Below are 21,513 nucleotides of genomic sequence, written 5' to 3'. Positions count from 1 at the left end.
TGAGTGACATGGCGAAAAACCTAATACTCTGGCTGGTCATTGCCGTTGTGCTGATGTCAGTATTCCAGAGCTTTGGGCCCAGCGAGTCGAATGGCCGCAAGGTGGATTATTCTACCTTCCTGCAGGAGGTCAATCAGGACCAGGTTCGCGAAGCGCGTATCAACGGACGTGAGATCAACGTTACCAAGAAAGATAGTAACCGTTACACGACTTACATCCCGGTGAACGATCCTAAGCTGCTTGATAACCTTCTGACCAAAAACGTCAAGGTAGTTGGCGAGCCGCCAGAAGAACCAAGCCTGCTGGCTTCTATCTTCATTTCCTGGTTCCCGATGCTGCTTCTTATCGGCGTCTGGATCTTCTTTATGCGCCAGATGCAGGGCGGCGGTGGCAAAGGTGCCATGTCGTTCGGTAAGAGCAAGGCGCGTATGTTAACGGAAGATCAGATCAAGACCACTTTTGCAGACGTTGCCGGGTGTGACGAAGCGAAAGAAGAGGTCGGCGAACTGGTTGAATACCTGCGTGAACCGAGCCGTTTCCAGAAGCTGGGCGGTAAGATCCCGAAAGGCGTGCTGATGGTTGGCCCTCCGGGTACCGGTAAAACCCTGCTGGCGAAAGCCATTGCGGGCGAAGCGAAGGTGCCGTTCTTTACTATTTCAGGTTCTGACTTCGTTGAAATGTTCGTGGGTGTCGGTGCATCTCGTGTGCGTGACATGTTCGAGCAGGCCAAGAAGGCAGCACCGTGCATTATCTTCATCGATGAAATCGACGCCGTAGGCCGCCAGCGTGGCGCAGGTCTGGGCGGTGGTCATGATGAACGTGAACAGACGCTGAACCAGATGCTGGTTGAGATGGACGGTTTCGAAGGTAACGAAGGTATCATCGTTATCGCGGCGACTAACCGTCCGGACGTACTTGACCCTGCGCTGCTGCGTCCAGGCCGTTTCGACCGTCAGGTTGTTGTGGGTCTGCCGGACGTTCGCGGTCGTGAACAGATTCTGAAAGTTCACATGCGTCGCGTACCGCTGGCACCAGATATCGACGCGGCAATCATTGCGCGCGGTACTCCTGGCTTCTCCGGTGCGGACCTGGCTAACCTGGTCAACGAAGCAGCTTTGTTTGCCGCTCGCGGTAACAAGCGCGTGGTGTCCATGGTGGAGTTCGAGAAAGCGAAAGACAAAATCATGATGGGTGCGGAACGTCGCTCCATGGTGATGACGGAAGCGCAGAAAGAGTCCACGGCATACCACGAAGCGGGTCACGCGATTATTGGTCGCCTCGTACCGGAACACGATCCGGTGCATAAAGTGACGATTATTCCGCGCGGTCGTGCGCTGGGTGTGACCTTCTTCCTGCCTGAAGGCGACGCGATCAGCGCCAGCCGTCAGAAACTGGAAAGTCAGATTTCTACCCTCTACGGTGGTCGCCTGGCAGAAGAGATTATCTACGGTGTGGAACATGTTTCTACCGGTGCGTCCAACGACATCAAAGTCGCGACCAACCTGGCGCGTAACATGGTGACGCAGTGGGGCTTCTCCGACAAACTCGGTCCACTGCTGTATGCAGAGGAAGAGGGTGAAGTCTTCCTGGGCCGTTCTGTGGCGAAAGCGAAACATATGTCCGATGAGACGGCACGTATCATCGACCAGGAAGTAAAATCTCTGGTAGAGCGTAACTATGCACGTGCTCGCCAGATCCTGAACGACAATATGGACATCCTGCATTCGATGAAAGATGCGCTCATGAAGTATGAGACCATCGATGCACCGCAGATTGACGACCTGATGGCGCGCCGTGAAGTGCGTCCGCCAGCAGGCTGGGAAGACCCAGGCGCTTCCAATAATTCTGACAACAATGGCACCCCGCGTGCGCCGCGTCCGGTTGATGAACCGCGTACGCCAAACCCGGGCAACACCATGTCAGAACAGTTGGGCGATAAGTAAGTTACTGCTGTTGACGCGTTTGTCTGTACCTCAAACCCTGGAGCTTGCTCCGGGGTTTTTCATTTCTGTTTAACCATATAGATATCAGGGATTTCGCCATGAAATTATTCGCTCAGGACTCGCATCTCGATCTTTCACATCCCCATGTGATGGGGATCCTGAATGTTACCCCTGACTCCTTCTCTGACGGCGGCACGCACAACACGCTTATCGAGGCGGTTAAGCACGCGAATTTAATGATTAATGCGGGTGCCACCATCATTGACGTCGGCGGCGAATCGACGCGTCCTGGTGCGGCGGACGTGTCTGTGGAAGAAGAACTGGCGCGCGTTGTGCCGGTGGTTGAAGCGATTGCACAGCGGTTTGAAGTATGGATTTCCGTTGATACCTCCAAACCCGAAGTGATTCGTGAAGTGGCGAGAGTGGGCGCTCACATTATTAATGATATTCGCTCACTCACCGAGCCTGGCGCACTTGAAGCCGCGGCAGAGACGGGGTTACCGGTATGCCTGATGCACATGCAGGGCCAACCGAAAACCATGCAGGAAGCACCGAAGTATGACGATGTCTTTGCCGACGTGTATCGCTTCTTTATTGAGCATATTGCACGCTGTGAACGTGCAGGTATCCCAAAAGAGAAATTGCTGCTCGACCCGGGGTTCGGTTTCGGTAAAAATCTCTCACACAATTATGCGTTGCTTGCGCGCCTGTCGGAATTCCATCATTTTGGCCTGCCGTTACTGGTGGGGATGTCGAGAAAGTCGATGATTGGGCAGTTGCTGAACGTGGGGCCGAGCGAACGCCTGAGCGGCAGCCTGGCCTGCGCAGTGATTGCGGCGATGCAGGGTGCGCACATTATTCGTGTCCATGACGTCAAAGAAACAGTAGAAGCCATGCGTGTGGTGGAAGCCACACTGGCAGCGAAGGAAAACAAACGCTATGAGTAATCGTAAATATTTTGGTACCGACGGTATCCGTGGGCGTGTAGGCGATGCTCCCATCACCCCTGATTTTGTCCTGAAGCTCGGCTGGGCTGCTGGCAAGGTACTGGCGCGTCATGGTTCACGTAAAATTATCATCGGTAAAGACACCCGTATTTCGGGCTATATGCTGGAGTCCGCGCTTGAAGCGGGTCTGGCAGCTGCCGGACTGTCCGCCTCCTTTACGGGCCCAATGCCAACGCCTGCAGTCGCGTATCTGACGCGCACCTTCCGTGCGGAAGCGGGGATTGTCATCTCGGCTTCTCACAACCCGTTCTACGACAACGGCATTAAATTCTTCTCCATTGACGGCACCAAGCTGCCGGATGACGTGGAAGAGGCGATTGAAGCCGAAATGGAAAAAGAGATCACCTGTGTTGATTCCGCAGAGCTGGGTAAAGCGAACCGTATCGTCGATGCGGCGGGGCGTTACATCGAATTCTGTAAAGGTACCTTCCCGAATGAGCTGAGCCTGGCTCATCTGAAAATTGTGGTGGACTGTGCGAACGGTGCGACCTACCACATCGCCCCAAATGTTTTCCGCGAACTGGGTGCGAAAGTGATCGCCATCGGCTGCGAGCCGGATGGTCTGAACATTAACGAGCAGGTGGGGGCAACTGACGTTCGTGCCCTGCAGGCGCGTGTTCTGGCGGAGAAAGCCGATCTCGGTATTGCGCTGGACGGCGACGGTGACCGCGTGATCATGGTCGACCACGAAGGTAACAAGGTCGACGGCGATCAGATCCTCTACATCATTGCACGTGAAGGTCTGCGTCAGGGCCAGCTGCGCGGCGGTGCGGTAGGTACGCTGATGAGTAACATGGGCCTGGAACTGGCGCTGAAACAGCTCGGTATTCCGTTCGTGCGCGCGAAAGTGGGTGACCGCTACGTGCTGGAAAAACTGCAGGAGAAGGGCTGGCGCATCGGTGCAGAAAACTCGGGTCACGTCATCCTGCTCGACAAAACCACCACCGGTGACGGTATCGTGGCCGCGCTGCAGGTGGTTGCCGCGATGGCGCGCAACCATATGAGCCTGCACGATCTGTGCAGCGGAATGAAAATGTTCCCACAGATCCTGGTGAACGTGCGCTTTACTGCTGGCAAAGGCGATCCGCTGGAAAATGAGAACGTCAAAGCGGTGATGGCTGATGTTGAAGCGGCTCTGGGCAGCCGTGGACGCGTGCTGCTGCGTAAGTCCGGTACCGAACCGCTGATCCGCGTGATGGTGGAAGGCGAAGACGAAGCGCAGGTCACCGAATTTGCGCACCGTATTGCGGATGCTGTGAAAGCTGCATAATCTTGCACGCTAAATGTTTAAAAAGGCGGCGTTTGCCGCCTTTGTTTTAAGCAATTCATGGCTTTTTGCTGTTTTTTTCCGCAGTTGATACAATGCGTCGAAAATGCCCTTGCGAAGGTGATTCGCTTTGGTTAGTATTCACACCCGCTTCAGTGGGAAACAAAAATCCTGCTAATTGGTCGAAGCATTGGTATGCGGCAAATCCGCAAGGAACAGGTTGATTATGTACGAAGCTCTTTTAGTTGTTTTCCTTATTGTAGCCATCGCTCTCGTAGCGCTGATTATGCTGCAGCAAGGTAAAGGCGCTGATATGGGAGCCTCCTTCGGAGCAGGCGCTTCCGGTACGCTGTTCGGTTCAAGTGGTTCTGCGAACTTCATGACCCGCACAACGGCGATTCTGGCTACGCTGTTCTTCATCATCAGTCTGGTGCTTGGCAATATCAACAGCAATAAGACCAGCAAAGGAAGCGAGTGGGAAAACCTGAGCGCGCCAGCGAAAACTGAGCAGACTCAGCCAGCTGCACCGGCTAAGCCAACCAGCGATATCCCGCACTAAGTATTCTGTACCGAGGTGGTGGAATTGGTAGACACGCTACCTTGAGGTGGTAGTGCCCTAACGGGCTTGTGGGTTCGAGTCCCATCCTCGGTACCAATATTCCAGAAGAAAGACGTCGAAAGACGTCTTTTTTTTCGTCTGTATATTGTGGTAGCGGGCAAAATGGCGGGTGGCGCTGCGCTTACCCGCCCTACAAAAGTCCAAATAAAAAAGGCGTCCCCAGGACGCCTTTTGCATGCTACATCAGCGATTATTTCTTATCGCTGTGCTCCAGGTTTTCAACCTGCGGCAGGCCGTTACCTGAACTCGCTGACAGCAAACCGTTCTCAACATAGTTGAACAGCTTCTCACGTGTATCGGTGATGTCCAGGTTACGCATGGTCAGCTGACCAATACGATCGTCTGGTGAGAACACAGATTCACCTTTCTCCATAGTCAGACGCTCTGCTTTATAGGTCAGGTTGTCAGACACGGTGTTCAGGATTGAGTAGTCGTTACCGCGACGCAGTTCGAGGGTCACTTCACCGGTGATCGCGCTTGCCACCCAACGCTGCAGCGCATCACGCAGCATCAGCGCCTGTGGATCGAACCAGCGGCCCTGATACAGCAGTTTGCCCAGCTGACGGCCATGAGAGTGATACTGCTCAATGGTGTCTTCGTTGTGAATGCCGGTCAGCAGACGCTCGTAAGCGATGTGCAGCAGCGCCATTCCCGGGGCTTCATAAATGCCACGGCTTTTCGCTTCGATGATACGGTTTTCAATCTGATCGCTCATGCCCAGACCGTGACGACCGCCAATACGGTTAGCTTCCAGCATCAGCTCAACATCGTCAGAGAAGGTTTTACCGTTCAGCGCAACCGGATGGCCGCGTTCGAAACGCACGGTCACTTCTTCTGCCTGGATTTTGACGTTCTCGTCCCAGAACTTCACGCCCATGATCGGGTTAACGATCTTCACGCTGGAGTTCAGGAATTCCAGGTCTTTCGCTTCGTGCGTCGCACCCAGCATGTTGGAGTCGGTGGAATAGGCTTTCTCGACTGACATCTTATAGTCGAAACCGCAGGCGATCATAAACTCGGACATCTCATGACGACCACCCAGCTCGTCGATGAAGTCGGTGTCCAGCCACGGTTTGTAAATCTGCAGTTCGGCGTTGGTCAGCAGGCCATAGCGATAGAAGCGTTCGATATCGTTTCCTTTATAGGTGCTGCCGTCACCCCAGATGTTGACGCCGTCTTCTTTCATCGCCGCAACCAGCATGGTGCCGGTGACCGCACGGCCCAGCGGGGTGGTGTTGAAATAGGTCAGACCGCCGGTGGTGTTATGGAATGCACCACACTGAATAGCCGCGATACCTTCCGCGACAAGTTGCTTACGGCAGTCAATCAGGCGCGCGTTCTCTGCACCATACTCTTTAGCGCGACGAGGAATGGCATCATAGTCGTCCTCATCCGGCTGACCCAGGTTCGCAGTATAGGCATACGGAACCGCTCCCTTCTGGCGCATCCACAGCAGTGCAGCGCTGGTATCCAGGCCACCTGAGAAAGCGATGCCAATACGTTGTCCTACCGGAAGATGCTTGAGAATCGTCGTCATAGAATAAAACCCTGCTTGATTGACTGATTAGAGACCGCTTTCGCTCTCTTGTGCATTTTTATGCAAAATAAGTGAGTATTCATTTAATCATCTTTTGGCGAAGACCGGAAGAGAGTCATGCGTTTTTTGTAATAATTTTGGTCTGATCGATCTGGCGGAAGTCGCCTTGACAGGTGGGGTCAACTATCAATATACTAAACGCCGATTTTACGTCCCGTCTTCGGTACCAAATCCCAGCATTATTTGCAAATTCTGTCCAAAACGCGTAGAATTTGCCACGTTTCAGGCGCGGGGTGGAGCAGCCTGGTAGCTCGTCGGGCTCATAACCCGAAGGTCGTCGGTTCAAATCCGGCCCCCGCAACCACTTTCCCATAAAGTTCTTTTTCAAATATACTGTGAAGACTTAGAGCCTTCGTAGCTGGATTTGAAAAAATTCTTTCGGAAAGTGCTCCAGGCCACAGTTGTGGCTATAGGGTTCAGTTATCTAAAGCCCCGATTTATCGGGGTTTTTTGTTATCTGACTACAGAATAACTGGGCTTTACGCCCTTTTTTTATGTCTTGGGGGTGGGCTTGTCCACATTAGAGCAAAAATTAACAGAGATGATTACTGCACCGGTCGAAGCACTGGGCTACGAACTGGTCGGCATCGAATTCGTTCGCGGCCGTACATCGACGCTGCGCATCTATATTGATAGTGAAGATGGCATCAATGTTGATGATTGTGCTGATGTCAGCCACCAGGTGAGTGCGGTTCTTGATGTTGAAGACCCGATTACCGTTGCGTACAACCTGGAAGTTTCCTCACCTGGCCTCGATCGCCCGATGTTCACGGCCGAGCACTATGTGCGCTTTACCGGTGAAGAAGTGGCTCTCGTTCTGCGTATGGCCGTACAGAACCGCCGTAAATGGCAGGGAATTATCAAAGCTGTTGATGGTGAAATGATCACGGTGACAGTCGAAGGCAAAGATGAAGTGTTCGCGCTGAGTAATATCCAGAAGGCGAACCTGGTTCCCCACTTTTAACAGTCTGGATTGAGGTGAAAAGCCCGCGATGAACAAAGAAATTTTGGCTGTTGTTGAAGCCGTCTCCAACGAGAAATCACTGCCGCGTGAAAAGATTTTTGAAGCGCTGGAAAGTGCACTGGCTACAGCAACCAAGAAAAAATACGAACAAGAGATCGATGTTCGCGTAGAAATCGATCGTAAAAGCGGTGACTTCGATACATTCCGTCGTTGGGTAATCGTTGAAGAAGTGACCCAGCCGACCAAAGAGATCACCCTGGAAGCCGCCCGTTTTGAAGACGAAAGTCTGAACGTGGGTGACTACGTTGAAGATCAGATTGAATCTGTGACCTTCGACCGTATCACCACCCAGACCGCTAAACAGGTTATCGTGCAGAAAGTGCGCGAAGCCGAGCGCGCGCTGGTTGTCGATCAGTTCCGCGATCAGGAAGGCGAAATCATCACCGGCGTGGTGAAGAAAGTGAACCGCGACAATATCTCCCTGGAGATCAAATCCGAAGGGTTGCCGGGTAACGCTGAAGCCGTGATCCTGCGTGAAGATATGCTGCCGCGTGAAAACTTCCGTCCAGGCGACCGTATTCGCGGTGTTCTGTACGCCGTTCGCCCTGAAGCGCGTGGCGCACAGCTGTTCGTGACCCGTTCTAAACCAGAAATGCTGGTAGAACTGTTCCGTATCGAAGTACCGGAAATCGGTGAAGAAGTTATCGAGATTAAAGCGGCGGCTCGCGATCCGGGCTCCCGTGCGAAAATTGCGGTGAAAACCAACGACAAGCGTATCGACCCGGTCGGTGCTTGCGTCGGTATGCGCGGTGCGCGTGTCCAGGCAGTGTCTACTGAGCTGGGCGGCGAACGTATTGATATCGTTCTGTGGGATGACAACCCGGCGCAGTTCGTGATCAACGCAATGGCTCCAGCTGATGTGGCGTCTATCGTTGTTGACGAAGACAAACACACCATGGATATCGCTGTTGAAGCGGGCAACCTGGCGCAGGCAATCGGCCGTAACGGCCAGAACGTACGCCTGGCGTCACAGCTGAGCGGCTGGGAACTCAACGTGATGACCGTTGATGACCTGCAGGCTAAGCATCAGGCTGAAGCCCATGCGGCGATCGATACCTTCACGAAATACCTGGATATTGACGAAGACTTCGCCACTGTTCTGGTTGAAGAAGGTTTCTCTACGCTGGAAGAACTGGCCTATGTGCCAATGAAAGAGCTGCTGGAAATTGACGGTCTGGATGAACCAACCGTTGAAGCCCTGCGTGAACGCGCTAAAAACGCACTGACCACCCTGGCACTGGCTCAGGAAGAAAGCCTTGGCGATAAGAAGCCGGCTGATGACCTGCTGAATCTGGAAGGTCTTGATCGTGCGATTGCGTTCAAGCTGGCTGCCCGTGGTGTTTGTACGCTGGAAGATCTCGCTGAGCAAGGCGTTGATGACCTGGCTGATATCGAAGGTTTAACCGACGAGAAAGCCGGCGAGCTCATCATGGCCGCACGTAATATTTGCTGGTTCGGCGACGAAGCGTAATAAACTGTAGCAGGAAGGAACAGCATGACTGATGTAACTGTAAAATCGCTGGCTGCTGAGATTCAGACCTCCGTGGACCGCCTGGTACAGCAATTTGCTGATGCAGGGATCCCGAAGTCCGCTGATGACTCGGTGACCGCGCAAGAAAAACAAACCTTGTTAACGCACCTGAACCGTGAACACGGTTCTACGCCTGACAAGTTAACGCTGCAGCGCAAAACGCGTAGCACGTTAAACATCCCTGGTACCGGTGGCAAAAGCAAATCGGTACAAATTGAAGTCCGCAAGACGCGCACCTTTGTAAAACGTGATCCGCAAGAGGCAGAACGCCTTGCCGCGGAAGAGCAGGCACAGCGTGAAGCGGAAGAACAAGCTCAGCGTGAGGCGGAAGCAGCCGCCAAACGTGAAGCAGAATTAAAAGCTGAACGTGAGGCCGCAGAAAAAGCGAAACGCGACGCAAGTGATAAAGTGAAGCGTGACGCTGCGGAAAAAGACAAAGTGAGCAATCAACAGACAGACGAAATGACCAAAACCGCCCAGGCTGAAAAAGCCCGCCGTGAAAATGAAGCTGCCGAGCTGAAGCGTAAAGCGGAAGAAGAAGCCCGCCGTAAGCTGGAAGAAGAAGCTCGCCGCGTCGCCGAAGAAGCGCGCCGTATGGCAGAAGAAAACGAGAAGAATGGTGTGAATACCGTTGAGCCGACTGAAGACACCAGCGACTATCACGTGACCACTTCTCAGCATGCGCGTCAGGCTGAAGATGATAACGACCGTGAAGTGGAAGGCGGTCGTGGTCGTGGCCGTAATGCAAAAGCTGCGCGTCCGGCGAAAAAAGGCAACAAGCACGCTGAATCCAAAGCTGACCGTGAAGAAGCACGCGCGGCTGTTCGCGGTGGTAAAGGCGGCAAGCGTAAAGGTTCCGCTCTGCAGCAGGGCTTCCAGAAGCCTGCTCAGGCCGTTAACCGTGACGTTGTGATCGGCGAAACCATTACCGTTGGCGAACTGGCGAACAAGATGGCGGTTAAAGGCTCTCAGGTCATCAAAGCGATGATGAAACTGGGCGCCATGGCGACCATCAACCAGGTGATCGATCAGGAAACCGCACAGCTGGTTGCTGAAGAGATGGGCCACAAAGTTATCCTGCGTCGTGAAAACGAGCTGGAAGAAGCAGTAATGAGCGACCGTGATACTGGCGCTGCGGCTGAACCGCGTGCACCGGTTGTGACCATCATGGGTCACGTTGACCACGGTAAAACCTCTCTGCTTGACTACATTCGTTCTACTAAGGTTGCCTCGGGTGAAGCGGGTGGGATTACCCAGCACATCGGTGCATACCACGTAGAAACTGACAACGGTATGATCACCTTCCTGGATACCCCGGGCCACGCCGCGTTTACCTCTATGCGTGCTCGTGGTGCTCAGGCGACGGATATCGTTGTTCTGGTTGTTGCGGCGGACGACGGCGTCATGCCGCAGACCATCGAAGCTATCCAGCACGCGAAAGCAGCCGGTGTGCCGGTTGTGGTTGCAGTGAACAAGATCGATAAGCCAGAAGCGGATCCCGATCGTGTTAAAAACGAACTTTCCCAGTACGGTATCCTGCCGGAAGAGTGGGGCGGTGAAAGCCAGTTCGTACACGTGTCTGCGAAAGCGGGTACCGGTATCGACGAACTGCTGGACGCGATCCTGCTGCAGGCCGAAGTTCTGGAGCTGAAAGCCATCCGTAACGGTATGGCGAGCGGCGCGGTGATCGAATCCTTCCTGGATAAAGGACGTGGCCCGGTTGCTACCGTTCTGGTTCGTGAAGGTACACTGCATAAAGGCGATATCGTTCTGTGCGGTTTCGAATACGGCCGCGTTCGTGCGATGCGTAACGAACTGGGTCAGGAAGTGCTGGAAGCGGGTCCGTCCATTCCAGTGGAAATCCTGGGTCTGTCCGGTGTTCCGGCTGCCGGTGACGAAGTGACCGTTGTGCGTGACGAGAAGAAAGCGCGTGAAGTGGCACTGTACCGTCAGGGCAAATTCCGTGAAGTTAAACTGGCTCGTCAGCAGAAATCTAAACTCGAGAACATGTTTGCCAACATGACCGAGGGCGAAGTTCACGAAGTGAACATCGTTCTGAAAGCCGACGTTCAGGGTTCTGTGGAAGCGATCTCCGACTCCTTGCTGAAACTGTCTACCGACGAAGTGAAAGTGAAGATCATCGGTTCGGGCGTAGGTGGTATCACCGAAACCGACGCTACCCTGGCTGCTGCCTCTAACGCTATCCTGGTTGGCTTCAACGTTCGTGCGGATGCGTCTGCGCGTAGGGTGATTGAATCCGAAAGCCTGGATCTGCGTTACTACTCCGTCATCTATAACCTGATCGACGAAGTGAAAGCCGCGATGAGCGGTATGCTGTCTCCTGAGCTGAAACAGCAGATCATCGGTCTGGCTGAAGTACGTGACGTGTTCAAATCACCGAAATTCGGTGCGATCGCGGGCTGTATGGTGACCGAAGGTAACATCAAGCGTCACAACCCAATCCGCGTACTGCGTGACAACGTGGTTATCTACGAAGGCGAGCTGGAATCCCTGCGCCGCTTCAAAGATGACGTTAACGAAGTCCGTAACGGCATGGAATGTGGTATCGGTGTGAAGAACTACAACGACGTTCGCGTTGGCGATATGATCGAAGTGTTCGAGATCATCGAAATTCAGCGTACCATCGCTTAATTACCGATTGTAAGCCGGGATCGCCTCGCGCCACCCGGCAATATTTTCAAAAAGGGGCTTTAGCCCCTTTTTTGTCTGGAGAATTTATTATGGCGAAAGAATTTGGTCGCCCTCAGCGCGTAGCGCAGGAAATGCAGAAAGAGATCGCACTCATTCTGCAACGTGAAATTAAAGACCCGCGCGTCGGCATGATGACCACCGTTTCCGGTGTCGAAATGTCCCGTGATTTGGCCTATGCCAAAGTGTTCGTCACCTTCCTGAACGATCAGGACGAAGCGGCAGTGAAAAACGGCATTAAAGCGCTGCAGGAAGCCTCTGGTTTCATCCGCTCCCTGCTTGGCAAAGCGATGCGCCTGCGTATCGTGCCTGAACTGACCTTCTTCTACGACAACTCGCTGGTCGAAGGTATGCGTATGTCCAACCTGGTGACCAGCGTGGTTAAACATGACGACGAGCGTCGTGTTAACCCAGCGGACGACAGCAAGGAGGACTAATGAGTCGTCCTCGTCGTCGCGGTCGCGACGTGCATGGTGTGCTGCTGCTGGATAAACCCCAGGGCGCTTCCAGCAACGACGTGCTGCAAAAAGTTAAGCGTATTTATAACGCCAACCGTGCGGGCCACACCGGCGCGCTCGATCCGCTGGCAACCGGCATGCTGCCGGTCTGCCTGGGAGAGGCGACAAAGTTTTCCCAGTACCTGCTCGACTCCGATAAGCGCTACCGCGTTATCGCTAAACTGGGCCAGCGCACGGATACCTCCGACGCGGATGGCCAGGTGGTAGAAGAGCGTCCGGTGACCTTCAGCGCGGAACAGCTTGATGCTGCGCTGGAGAGTTTCCGTGGGGACACGATGCAGGTGCCGTCGATGTATTCGGCGCTGAAGTATCAGGGAAAAAAACTCTACGAATATGCGCGCCAGGGCATTGACGTCCCGCGTGAAGCCCGTCCGATAACCGTGTATGAGCTGCTGTTTATTCGCCACGAAGGTGATGAGCTGGAGCTGGAGGTGCACTGTTCGAAAGGGACCTATATTCGCACCATCATCGACGACCTCGGTGAAAAGCTGGGCTGCGGCGCACATGTGATTTACCTGCGCCGTCTGGCGGTGAGCAAGTACCCGGTAGAGCGGATGGTGACCCTGGAGCAACTGCGCGAGCTGGTAGAACAGGCGGAAGTGCAGGGGATCGCGCCGGCAGATTTGCTGGATCCATTGCTGATGCCGATGGACAGTCCGGCAGCGGACTTCCCGGTTGTTAATCTTCCTTTAACATCCTCCGTTTACTTTAAGAACGGCAACCCGGTTCGTACGGCGGAAGCGCCGCTGGAAGGACTGGTACGCGTGACCGAAGGCGACGAAGGGAAATTCATCGGTATGGGCGAAATGGATGGTGAGGGGCGCGTTGCGCCGCGTCGTCTGGTCGTCGAGTATCCGATCGAAGCATGACGGTGATGACGGCTCACCTTGCGATAAGCAGGGGAGACGAGTAGAATATCGCCGCTTAACGCCTGGTAAATTGTTTAACAATCTGCGGGGCGTACATGGGGTCGCTGAATTAGAGATCGGCATCCTTACATTCTTTATACTTTGGAGTTTGAAAATGTCTCTAAGCGTTGAAGCTAAAGCTAAAATCGTTTCTGAGTTTGGTCGTGGTACTAACGACAGCGGTTCTACCGAAGTTCAGGTTGCACTGCTGACTGCACAGATTAACCACCTGCAGGGTCACTTTGCAGAGCACAAAAAAGATCACCACAGCCGTCGTGGTCTGCTGCGTATGGTTTCTCAGCGTCGTAAACTGCTCGACTACCTGAAACGTAAAGATGTTGCACGCTACACCGCGCTGATCGAGCGTCTGGGTCTGCGTCGCTAAGTCTTGCGAGTTTCAGAAAAGGGGGCCTGATGGCCCCTTTTTTCAACCAGACGGCAGCAATTCACTGGAAACTATTGTATTGTTGCTATAAATGATCTTCATTGCAGAGGTTCGCGCGGCTAATGAGAGGCTTCACCCATGGGGGTGTTGGTTGTCATTAGTCGCGAGGATGCGAAGAAGGTCGGGTTAAATCGACAGCACACCGGTGGTGTGCTGTCAAACATTTAAGAAAGGACAGAACTTTGCTGAATCCGATCGTTCGTAAATTCCAGTATGGTCAACATACCGTCACGCTGGAAACCGGCATGATGGCGCGTCAGGCTACTGCTGCCGTTATGGTAAGCATGGATGACACTGCGGTATTCGTTACCGTTGTTGGCCAGAAAAAAGCTAAACCAGGTCAGGACTTCTTCCCGCTGACCGTTAACTACCAGGAGCGTACCTACGCTGCCGGTAAAATCCCGGGTGGTTTCTTCCGTCGTGAAGGCCGTCCAAGCGAAGGCGAAACCCTGATCGCGCGTCTGATTGACCGCCCGGTTCGTCCGCTGTTCCCGGAAGGCTTCGTTAACGAAGTACAGGTTATCGCGACCGTTGTTTCCGTTAACCCGCAGGTTAACCCGGACATCGTAGCGATGATCGGTGCGTCCGCTGCCCTGTCACTGTCTGGTATTCCATTCAATGGTCCAATCGGTGCCGCGCGCGTTGGCTACATCAACGACCAGTACGTGCTGAACCCAACCCAGGAAGAGCTGAAAGAAAGTAAGCTGGACCTGGTGGTTGCGGGTACTGAAGCGGCTGTACTGATGGTTGAATCCGAAGCTGAACTGCTGAGCGAAGACCAGATGCTGGGCGCTGTGGTATTTGGCCACGACCAGCAGCAGATCGTTATCCAGAACATCAACGACCTGGTGAAAGAAGCCGGTAAACCACGTTGGGACTGGCAGCCAGAAGCGGCAAACGACGCGCTGAACGCACGCGTTGCTGCCCTGGCAGAATCTCGTCTGAGCGATGCATACCGCATCACTGACAAACAGGAGCGTTACGCTCAGGTTGACGTGATCAAGTCTGAAACTATCGCGACCCTGGTTGCTGAAGATGAAACTCTGGACGCTAATGAGCTGAGCGACATCCTGCACGCTATCGAGAAAAACGTTGTTCGTAGCCGCGTACTGGCAGGCGAGCCGCGTATCGATGGCCGCGAAAAAGACATGATCCGTGGTCTGGATGTGCGTACTGGCGTTCTGCCACGTACTCACGGTTCCGCGCTGTTCACTCGTGGCGAAACGCAGGCGCTGGTTACCGCGACCCTGGGTACTGCACGTGATGCGCAGATCATCGACGAACTGATGGGCGAGCGCACTGACAGCTTCCTGTTCCACTACAACTTCCCTCCGTACTCCGTAGGCGAAACCGGTATGGTTGGCTCGCCGAAGCGTCGTGAAATTGGTCACGGTCGTCTGGCGAAGCGCGGCGTACTGGCAGTCATGCCAGAAGCAGACAAATTCCCGTACACCGTACGTGTAGTGTCTGAAATCACCGAATCCAACGGTTCCTCTTCTATGGCTTCCGTGTGTGGTGCCTCTCTGGCGCTGATGGATGCAGGCGTGCCAATCAAAGCCGCCGTTGCGGGTATCGCAATGGGCCTGGTGAAAGAAGGCGACAACTTCGTTGTTCTGTCTGACATTCTGGGTGACGAAGACCACCTGGGCGATATGGACTTCAAAGTAGCGGGTTCCCGCGAAGGTATCTCTGCACTGCAGATGGATATCAAAATTGAAGGTATCACCAAAGAGATCATGCAGGTTGCTCTGAACCAGGCTAAAGGTGCGCGTCTGCACATCCTGGGCGTGATGGAACAGGCAATTAACGCGCCGCGTGGCGACATTTCTCAGTTCGCTCCACGTATCCACACCATCAAGATCAATCCAGACAAGATCAAAGATGTTATCGGTAAGGGCGGTTCCGTAATCCGTGCGCTGACCGAAGAGACTGGCACCACCATCGAAATCGAAGATGACGGTACTGTGAAGATCGCAGCAACCGACGGCGAGAAAGCGAAATTCGCGATCCGTCGCATCGAAGAAATTACTGCAGAAATCGAAGTGGGCCGTGTCTACGCAGGTAAAGTGACCCGTATCGTTGACTTTGGCGCGTTCGTTGCCATCGGTGGCGGTAAAGAAGGTCTGGTTCACATCTCTCAGATCGCTGACAAGCGCGTTGAGAAAGTGACTGATTACCTGCAGATGGGTCAGGAAGTACCGGTGAAAGTTCTGGAAGTTGATCGCCAGGGCCGTATCCGTCTGAGCATTAAAGAAGCAACCGAGCAGTCTCAGCCAGCTGCTGCGCCAGAAGCACAGGCAGCAGAACAGCAAGGCGAGTAAGTTGCCATTTGCCCTCCGCTTTGCGGAGGGCCTATTATCAGGCAGGACGCCTTGTTAAGCCGCCGGGGGACAGGACGTTCATCCAATAGTTGTCTTCGGGAGTGGGAAATGAAGCCTTTTTTGCGCTGGTGTTTCGTTGCGACAGCTTTAACGCTGGCAGGATGCAGCAACTCTGCCTGGCGTAAGAGCGAAGTCCTCGCAGTGCCATTGCAACCGACTTTGCAGCAGGAAGTGATCCTGGCACGCATGGAACAAATACTTGCCAGTCGGGCTTTAACCGATGAAGAACGCGCACAGCTTTTATATGAGCGCGGAGTGTTGTATGATAGTCTCGGTCTGAGGGCATTGGCGCGGAATGATTTTTCACAAGCGCTGGCTATCCGACCTGATATGCCTGAAGTATTCAATTACTTAGGCATTTATTTAACGCAGGCAGGCAATTTTGATGCTGCCTATGAAGCGTTTGATTCTGTACTTGAGCTTGATCCAACTTACAACTACGCGCACTTGAATCGCGGTATCGCATTGTATTACGGCGGTCGTGACAAGTTAGCGCAAGATGATCTGCTGGCGTTTTATCAAGACGATCCTAATGATCCTTTCCGTAGCCTGTGGCTTTACATCGTTGAGCGGAAGCTCGATGAGAAGCAGGCAAAAGAGGCACTGAAACAGCGCTTCGATAAATCGGACAAGGAACAGTGGGGATGGAACATTGTCGAGTTCTACCTGGGCAACATTAGCGAAGCAACGCTGATGGAACGCCTCAAGGCGGACGCAACGGATAACACCTCGCTCGCTGAGCATCTCAGTGAAACCAACTTCTATTTAGGTAAGTACTACCTAAGTCTGGGGGATATGGACAGCGCTACGGCACTGTTCAAATTAGCGGTTGCTAACAACGTACACAACTTCGTTGAGCACCGTTATGCATTGTTGGAATTATCGCTCTTGGGCCAGGAGCATGACGACCTGGCAGAATCGGACCAGCAATAGCTGACGACATAAACATCAGCCCGTAATCTTTTGATTGCCATCACCTTAACTGGTGAGGGCGTTGTTGTTCGTCAATACACCTACTTTGAGCCGGTTCACACTTTTCAATGAAAATTGCTAATCATTTTCACGATGAGCTAAGTAGACTGGCCGCCATTGACATTGAGGCACTCGTACTACATGGCTGAATTCGAAACCACTTTTGCAGATCTGGGCCTGAAGGCTCCTATCCTTGAAGCCCTTAACGATCTGGGTTACGAAAAACCATCTCCGATCCAGGCTGAGTGTATCCCACACCTGCTTTCTGGTCGTGACGTGCTGGGCATGGCCCAGACTGGTAGCGGTAAAACTGCAGCGTTCTCGCTGCCGCTGCTGAACAACATTGATCCGGACCTGCGTGCTCCGCAGATCCTCGTCCTGGCTCCAACCCGTGAACTGGCTGTTCAGGTTGCAGAAGCCATGACGGAATTCTCTAAACATATGCGCGGCGTAAACGTGGTTGCCCTGTACGGCGGCCAGCGTTATGACGTGCAGTTACGCGCCCTGCGCCAGGGCCCACAGATTGTTGTCGGTACGCCGGGCCGTCTGCTGGATCACCTGAAGCGCGGTACCCTGGACCTCTCTAAACTGAGCGGTCTGGTACTGGATGAAGCAGATGAAATGCTGCGTATGGGCTTCATCGAAGACGTTGAAACCATTATGGCGCAGATCCCGGACGGTCATCAGACCGCGCTGTTCTCTGCAACCATGCCGGAAGCTATCCGTCGCATTACCCGCCGCTTCATGAAAGAGCCGCAGGAAGTGCGTATTCAGTCCAGCGTAACCACTCGCCCGGACATCAGCCAGAGCTACTGGTCTGTGTACGGTATGCGTAAAAACGAAGCGCTGGTACGTTTCCTGGAAGCGGAAGATTTTGATGCGGCGATTATCTTCGTTCGTACCAAAAACGCGACCCTGGAAGTGGCTGAAGCCCTGGAGCGTAGCGGCTACAACAGCGCAGCGCTGAACGGTGACATGAACCAGGCCCTGCGTGAGCAGACTCTGGAGCGTCTGAAAGACGGTCGTCTGGATATCCTGATTGCAACCGACGTGGCAGCACGTGGTCTTGACGTTGAGCGTATCAGCCTGGTTGTTAACTACGACATCCCGATGGATTCCGAGTCTTACGTTCACCGTATCGGCCGTACCGGTCGTGCGGGTCGTGCTGGCCGTGCGTTGCTGTTCGTTGAGAACCGCGAGCGTCGTCTGCTGCGCAACATCGAACGTACCATGAAGCTGACTATTCCAGAAGCGGACCTGCCAAACGCAGAACTGCTGGGCAAACGCCGTCTGGAAAAATTCGCCGCCAAAGTACAGCAGCAGCTGGAAAGCAGCGATCTGGATCAGTACCGCGCGCTGCTGTCGCAGATTCAGCCTGTTGCTGAAGGCGAAGAGCTGGACATGGAAACCCTGGCTGCAGCACTGCTGAAAATGGCTCAGGGCGAACGTAGCCTGATCGTGCCACCAGATGCGCCGATGCGTCCTAAACGTGAATTCCGTGACCGTGACGATCGCTTCGAACGTCGTGGCGACCGTAACGATCGTGGCCCACGTGGTGACCGTCCAGAGCGTGGTGGTGAAGACCGTCCACGTCGTGAACGTCGCGACGCAGGTGACATGGAACTGTACCGCATTGAAGTGGGTCGTGATGATGGCGTTGAAGTTCGTCACATCGTTGGCGCGATCGCTAACGAAGGCGACATCAGCAGCCGTTACATCGGTAACATCAAGCTGTTCGCATCCCACTCTACCATCGAGCTGCCAAAAGGCATGCCGGGTGAAGTACTGCAGCACTTTACGCGTACCCGCATCCTGAACAAGCCGATGAACATGCAGCTGCTGGGCGATGCACAGCCACGTCCTGACCGTGGCGGCGAACGCCGTGGTGGTGGTCGCGGTTTCGGCGGCGAGCGTCGTGAAGGCGGTCGCAGCGAAGGTCGCGGTGGTGAAGGTCGTCGTTTCTCCGGCGAGCGCCGCGAAAGCCGCGGTCCACGTCGTGAAGAAGGCACCAGCCGTCGTCGTTTCGGTGACGCGTAAGCCTTACGCTTCTGACGTAAAGTAAAATATACAGCCCCGATACATGCGATCGGGGCTTTTTTTATTCCCTTTGTACTCTTGTACTGGTACAGTGCGTCACATTAAAATGCAGAACCGCATGATTGACTGGAGAAAAGGCTGTATGGCGACACTAACCACCACCCAAACGTCACCTTCGCTGCTTGGCGGCGTGGTGATCATCGGCGGAACCATTATAGGTGCCGGGATGTTCTCCCTGCCCGTGGTCATGTCCGGTGCGTGGTTCTTCTGGTCGCTGGCCGCGCTGGTCTTTACCTGGTTCTGTATGCTTCATTCCGGGCTGATGATCCTCGAAGCCAACCTGAACTACCGCATTGGCGCGAGCTTCGACACCATCACCAAAGACCTGCTGGGCAAAGGCTGGAACCTGGTGAACGGTCTGTCCATCGCGTTTGTGCTCTATATCCTGACCTACGCATATATTTCGGCGAGCGGTTCGATTCTGCATCACACCTTCTCTGAGATGTCGCTGAACGTTCCGGCGCGTCTGGCCGGGCTGTGCTTTGCGCTGGGCGTGGCGTTTATCGTCTGGATGAGTACCAAAGCGGTAAGCCGGATGACGGCAATCGTACTGGGCGCGAAGGTCATCACCTTCTTCCTGACCTTCGGCAGCCTGCTGGGGCACGTGACGCCCGCCACGCTGTTTAACGTTGCCGAAGTGAATACCTCCTATACGCCGTACCTGCTGATGACGCTGCCGTTCTGTCTGGCGTCGTTCGGCTACCACGGCAACGTGCCGAGCCTGATGAAGTACTACGGCAAAGATCCGCGCACGATTGTGAAGTGTCTGGTCTACGGCACGCTGCTGGCGCTGGCGCTGTACGTCATCTGGCTGCTCGGAACAATGGGCAACATCCCGCGCCCGGAATTTATCGGTATTGCGCAGAAGGGCGGTAACATTGACGTGCTGGTGCAGGCGCTGAGCGGCGTGCTGAACAGCCGCAGCCTGGATCTGCTGCTGGTTATCTTCTCTAACTTTGCGGTGGCGAGCTCTTTCCTCGGCGTGACGCTGGGCCTGTTTGACTACCTGGCGGATCTGTTTGGCTTTGATGATTCTGCGATGGGGCGCTTCAAAACCGCGGTGCTGACCTTCCTGCCGCCGATTGTGGGCGGCCTGCTGTGGCCGAACGGCTTCCTGTACGCCATCGGCTATGCAGGGCTGGCGGCAACCATCTGGGCGGCAATAGTGCCCGCGCTGCTGGCGCGTAAATCACGTAAACGCTTCGGCAGCCCGAAATTCCGCGTCTGGGGCGGTAAGCCGATGATTGCGCTGATCCTGGTGTTCGGCGCGGGCAATGCCCTGGTACACGTGCTGTCGAGTTTTAATCTGTTGCCGGTGTACCAGTAAACATTTTGTGCCGGATGGCGGCTACGCCTTATCCGGCCTACGCGTCCCCGTAGGCCAGGTAAGCGAAGCGCCACCTGGCAAAAAGGCTACCCCACCAACTCCTCTTTCACCTGCATGGCCAGCTCAAACGAGTGCAAACGCGCCTGGTGATCGAAAATCTGGCCGTTAACCATAATTTCATCCGCCTGCGTTTCACGCAGCACCGCCTCCAGCCCGTGACGCACTTTCGCTTTATCGCCTACCAGCGACATGCTCAGCGCCTGCTGAACGCCATACTGCTCTGAAGCTGACCACAGCTGATGCATATTCTCCACCGGTGGCGGAAGTTGGCCCGTCTCACCGCGGCGCAGCTTCACAAACGCCTGCTGCATAGAGGTGAACAGGAATTCCGCGTCGCGATTGCTGTCGGCAGCAATGATGTTGATACACACCATCGCGTACGGTTTCTCCAGACGCTCGGACGGTTTGAAGTGCGTACGGTAAAGATGCAGCGCCTGATGCAGCATATCCGGCGCGAAGTGCGAGGCAAACGCAAACGGCAGCCCCAGCTGGGCGGCAAGCTGCGCGCTGTAGAGGCTTGAGCCCAACAGCCATACCGGGATCTTCTCGCCGTAACCCGGTACCGGGCGCACGTGCGGGTTCGGGTCACGCGCGTCGAACCAGTCCACCAGTTCGGTCACGTCGCGTGGGAAGTTATCAATATCGCCGCTCATATGGCGACGCAGGGCGCGCATCGTTGGCTGGTCGCTGCCAGGCGCACGGCCAAGCCCCAAATCGATACGGCCCGGATAGAGGGTATTCAGCGTGCCGAACTGCTCGGCGATCACCAGCGGGGCGTGGTTCGGCAGCATCACGCCGCCGGAGCCCAGGTGCAGAGTGGTTGTATTTGCCGCCAGATAACCAATCAGTACCGAGGTGGCGGCGCTGGCAATGCCCACCATGTTGTGGTGCTCGGCCAGCCAGTAGCGGTGATAGCCACGCTTTTCGGCCAACTGAGCGAGATCGAGGGAGTGCGAAAAGGCTTCTCTTGCCGAGGAGCCTTGTGGGATCGGCGCCAGATCCAGCACCGAAAACGGAAGGGTTTTGTCAGTCATAACAGCTCACTTTGTCGACGGTCAATCTTTAATACTGCATTAAAAAATGATAACCGTTGTTAACAAAGTGAGCC

17 protein-coding genes and 2 tRNA genes are annotated in these 21,513 nt (G+C 54.5%); 17 read left to right on the top strand and 2 right to left on the bottom strand.

Annotated elements, in window-relative coordinates; all coding sequences use genetic code 11:
* Positions 1-8: 8 nt before the first annotated feature.
* The 5 genes from ftsH to OTG14_RS20045 all read left to right on the top strand — a co-directional run bounded on the left by ftsH (position 9) and on the right by OTG14_RS20045 (position 4,872).
* Entirely contained in the window at positions 9-1,943 is a 1,935-nt protein-coding gene (ftsH, locus tag OTG14_RS20065; protein ID WP_010436002.1) for an ATP-dependent zinc metalloprotease FtsH, read from the top strand.
* Positions 1,944-2,041: 98 nt separating this feature from the next.
* The gene (gene folP / locus OTG14_RS20060; protein ID WP_248272478.1) at positions 2,042-2,890 is read left to right on the top strand and encodes a dihydropteroate synthase; all 849 of its coding nucleotides are present in this window, start codon (positions 2,042-2,044) and stop codon (positions 2,888-2,890) included.
* Complete coding sequence (gene glmM / locus OTG14_RS20055; RefSeq protein WP_024906365.1) at positions 2,883-4,220, top strand: phosphoglucosamine mutase; 1,338 nt, start codon at positions 2,883-2,885, stop codon at positions 4,218-4,220. The genes folP and glmM overlap by 8 nt, the downstream gene beginning before the upstream one ends.
* A gap of 223 nt (positions 4,221-4,443) precedes the next feature.
* Positions 4,444-4,776 carry a preprotein translocase subunit SecG gene (gene secG, locus OTG14_RS20050; protein ID WP_023309338.1) on the top strand — a complete coding sequence of 111 codons (333 nt, stop codon included), beginning with the start codon at positions 4,444-4,446 and terminating at the stop codon, positions 4,774-4,776.
* 9 nt (positions 4,777-4,785) lie between these two features.
* Positions 4,786-4,872: transfer RNA gene (locus tag OTG14_RS20045), tRNA-Leu, on the top strand.
* A gap of 154 nt (positions 4,873-5,026) precedes the next feature.
* On the opposite strand, the gene argG is transcribed toward OTG14_RS20045, so the two are convergent.
* On the bottom strand, positions 5,027-6,373 hold the full coding sequence (gene argG / locus OTG14_RS20040) for an argininosuccinate synthase (protein WP_024906366.1): 1,347 nt from the start codon (positions 6,371-6,373) through the stop codon (positions 5,027-5,029).
* Positions 6,374-6,660: 287 nt separating this feature from the next.
* Between argG and OTG14_RS20035 the strand changes: the two genes are divergently transcribed.
* The 12 genes from OTG14_RS20035 (at position 6,661) to mtr (ending at position 20,345) form a co-directional block, all read left to right on the top strand.
* Positions 6,661-6,737 (top strand) — tRNA-Met (locus tag OTG14_RS20035).
* Positions 6,738-6,944: 207 nt separating this feature from the next.
* Positions 6,945-7,397: a ribosome maturation factor RimP gene (rimP, locus tag OTG14_RS20030; protein ID WP_014833432.1), complete on the top strand. Its 453-nt coding sequence runs from the start codon at positions 6,945-6,947 to the stop codon at positions 7,395-7,397.
* A 28-nt stretch (positions 7,398-7,425) separates the two neighbouring features.
* Positions 7,426-8,928 (top strand): transcription termination factor NusA, encoded by a 1,503-nt coding sequence (gene nusA / locus OTG14_RS20025; protein ID WP_003861798.1) that lies wholly within the window; start codon positions 7,426-7,428, stop codon positions 8,926-8,928.
* 24 nt (positions 8,929-8,952) lie between these two features.
* A complete protein-coding gene (infB, locus tag OTG14_RS20020) occupies positions 8,953-11,640 on the top strand; it encodes a translation initiation factor IF-2 (protein WP_248272477.1) in 2,688 nt (895 codons plus the stop codon).
* A gap of 89 nt (positions 11,641-11,729) precedes the next feature.
* The gene (gene rbfA / locus OTG14_RS20015) at positions 11,730-12,134 is read left to right on the top strand and encodes a 30S ribosome-binding factor RbfA (protein WP_003024988.1); all 405 of its coding nucleotides are present in this window, start codon (positions 11,730-11,732) and stop codon (positions 12,132-12,134) included.
* Positions 12,134-13,084, top strand: coding sequence for a tRNA pseudouridine(55) synthase TruB (gene truB, locus OTG14_RS20010; protein ID WP_048992082.1), 951 nt, complete (start codon positions 12,134-12,136; stop codon positions 13,082-13,084). The genes rbfA and truB overlap by 1 nt, the downstream gene beginning before the upstream one ends.
* A 154-nt stretch (positions 13,085-13,238) precedes the next feature.
* Positions 13,239-13,508 carry a 30S ribosomal protein S15 gene (gene rpsO / locus OTG14_RS20005; RefSeq protein ID WP_003861789.1) on the top strand — a complete coding sequence of 90 codons (270 nt, stop codon included), beginning with the start codon at positions 13,239-13,241 and terminating at the stop codon, positions 13,506-13,508.
* Between the two features lie 242 nt (positions 13,509-13,750).
* Complete coding sequence (gene pnp / locus OTG14_RS20000) at positions 13,751-15,889, top strand: polyribonucleotide nucleotidyltransferase (RefSeq protein WP_024906369.1); 2,139 nt, start codon at positions 13,751-13,753, stop codon at positions 15,887-15,889.
* Positions 15,890-15,997: 108 nt separating this feature from the next.
* Positions 15,998-16,882 carry a lipoprotein NlpI gene (gene nlpI, locus OTG14_RS19995; RefSeq protein WP_023309331.1) on the top strand — a complete coding sequence of 295 codons (885 nt, stop codon included), beginning with the start codon at positions 15,998-16,000 and terminating at the stop codon, positions 16,880-16,882.
* A gap of 107 nt (positions 16,883-16,989) precedes the next feature.
* Positions 16,990-17,070, top strand: coding sequence for a protein YrbN (gene yrbN / locus OTG14_RS23860; RefSeq protein WP_100122156.1), 81 nt, complete (start codon positions 16,990-16,992; stop codon positions 17,068-17,070).
* Positions 17,063-18,958, top strand: coding sequence for a DEAD/DEAH family ATP-dependent RNA helicase (locus OTG14_RS19990; RefSeq protein WP_048028855.1), 1,896 nt, complete (start codon positions 17,063-17,065; stop codon positions 18,956-18,958). Before yrbN ends, OTG14_RS19990 begins: the two co-directional genes overlap by 8 nt.
* A gap of 142 nt (positions 18,959-19,100) precedes the next feature.
* Positions 19,101-20,345 carry a tryptophan permease gene (gene mtr, locus OTG14_RS19985; protein ID WP_267215668.1) on the top strand — a complete coding sequence of 415 codons (1,245 nt, stop codon included), beginning with the start codon at positions 19,101-19,103 and terminating at the stop codon, positions 20,343-20,345.
* An 86-nt stretch (positions 20,346-20,431) separates the two neighbouring features.
* Here mtr and OTG14_RS19980 read toward each other — a convergent pair whose 3' ends face one another.
* Positions 20,432-21,439 carry a luciferase-like monooxygenase gene (locus OTG14_RS19980; protein WP_267215667.1) on the bottom strand — a complete coding sequence of 336 codons (1,008 nt, stop codon included), beginning with the start codon at positions 21,437-21,439 and terminating at the stop codon, positions 20,432-20,434.
* Positions 21,440-21,513: the final 74 nt, after the last annotated feature.

It is taken from the genome of Enterobacter pseudoroggenkampii (assembly GCF_026420145.1).
Lineage (GTDB): Bacteria > Pseudomonadota > Gammaproteobacteria > Enterobacterales > Enterobacteriaceae > Enterobacter > Enterobacter pseudoroggenkampii.
This window is presented reverse-complemented; position numbering and strand designations above follow the sequence as displayed.

What these genes read in the sequence shown, in the direction of transcription:
- nlpI (WP_023309331.1), top strand. Translation starts at nt 15,998, where the DNA reads ATGAAGCCTTTTTTGCGCTGGTGTTTCGTTGCGACAGCTTTAACGCTG.
- secG (WP_023309338.1), top strand. Translation starts at nt 4,444, where the DNA reads ATGTACGAAGCTCTTTTAGTTGTTTTCCTTATTGTAGCCATCGCTCTC.
- folP (WP_248272478.1), top strand. Translation starts at nt 2,042, where the DNA reads ATGAAATTATTCGCTCAGGACTCGCATCTCGATCTTTCACATCCCCAT.
- yrbN (WP_100122156.1), top strand. Translation starts at nt 16,990, where the DNA reads ATGAAAATTGCTAATCATTTTCACGATGAGCTAAGTAGACTGGCCGCC.
- OTG14_RS19980 (WP_267215667.1), bottom strand. Translation starts at nt 21,439, where the DNA reads ATGACTGACAAAACCCTTCCGTTTTCGGTGCTGGATCTGGCGCCGATC.
- glmM (WP_024906365.1), top strand. Translation starts at nt 2,883, where the DNA reads ATGAGTAATCGTAAATATTTTGGTACCGACGGTATCCGTGGGCGTGTA.
- rpsO (WP_003861789.1), top strand. Translation starts at nt 13,239, where the DNA reads ATGTCTCTAAGCGTTGAAGCTAAAGCTAAAATCGTTTCTGAGTTTGGT.
- mtr (WP_267215668.1), top strand. Translation starts at nt 19,101, where the DNA reads ATGGCGACACTAACCACCACCCAAACGTCACCTTCGCTGCTTGGCGGC.
- truB (WP_048992082.1), top strand. Translation starts at nt 12,134, where the DNA reads ATGAGTCGTCCTCGTCGTCGCGGTCGCGACGTGCATGGTGTGCTGCTG.
- rbfA (WP_003024988.1), top strand. Translation starts at nt 11,730, where the DNA reads ATGGCGAAAGAATTTGGTCGCCCTCAGCGCGTAGCGCAGGAAATGCAG.
- infB (WP_248272477.1), top strand. Translation starts at nt 8,953, where the DNA reads ATGACTGATGTAACTGTAAAATCGCTGGCTGCTGAGATTCAGACCTCC.
- OTG14_RS19990 (WP_048028855.1), top strand. Translation starts at nt 17,063, where the DNA reads ATGGCTGAATTCGAAACCACTTTTGCAGATCTGGGCCTGAAGGCTCCT.
- nusA (WP_003861798.1), top strand. Translation starts at nt 7,426, where the DNA reads ATGAACAAAGAAATTTTGGCTGTTGTTGAAGCCGTCTCCAACGAGAAA.
- argG (WP_024906366.1), bottom strand. Translation starts at nt 6,373, where the DNA reads ATGACGACGATTCTCAAGCATCTTCCGGTAGGACAACGTATTGGCATC.
- ftsH (WP_010436002.1), top strand. Translation starts at nt 9, where the DNA reads ATGGCGAAAAACCTAATACTCTGGCTGGTCATTGCCGTTGTGCTGATG.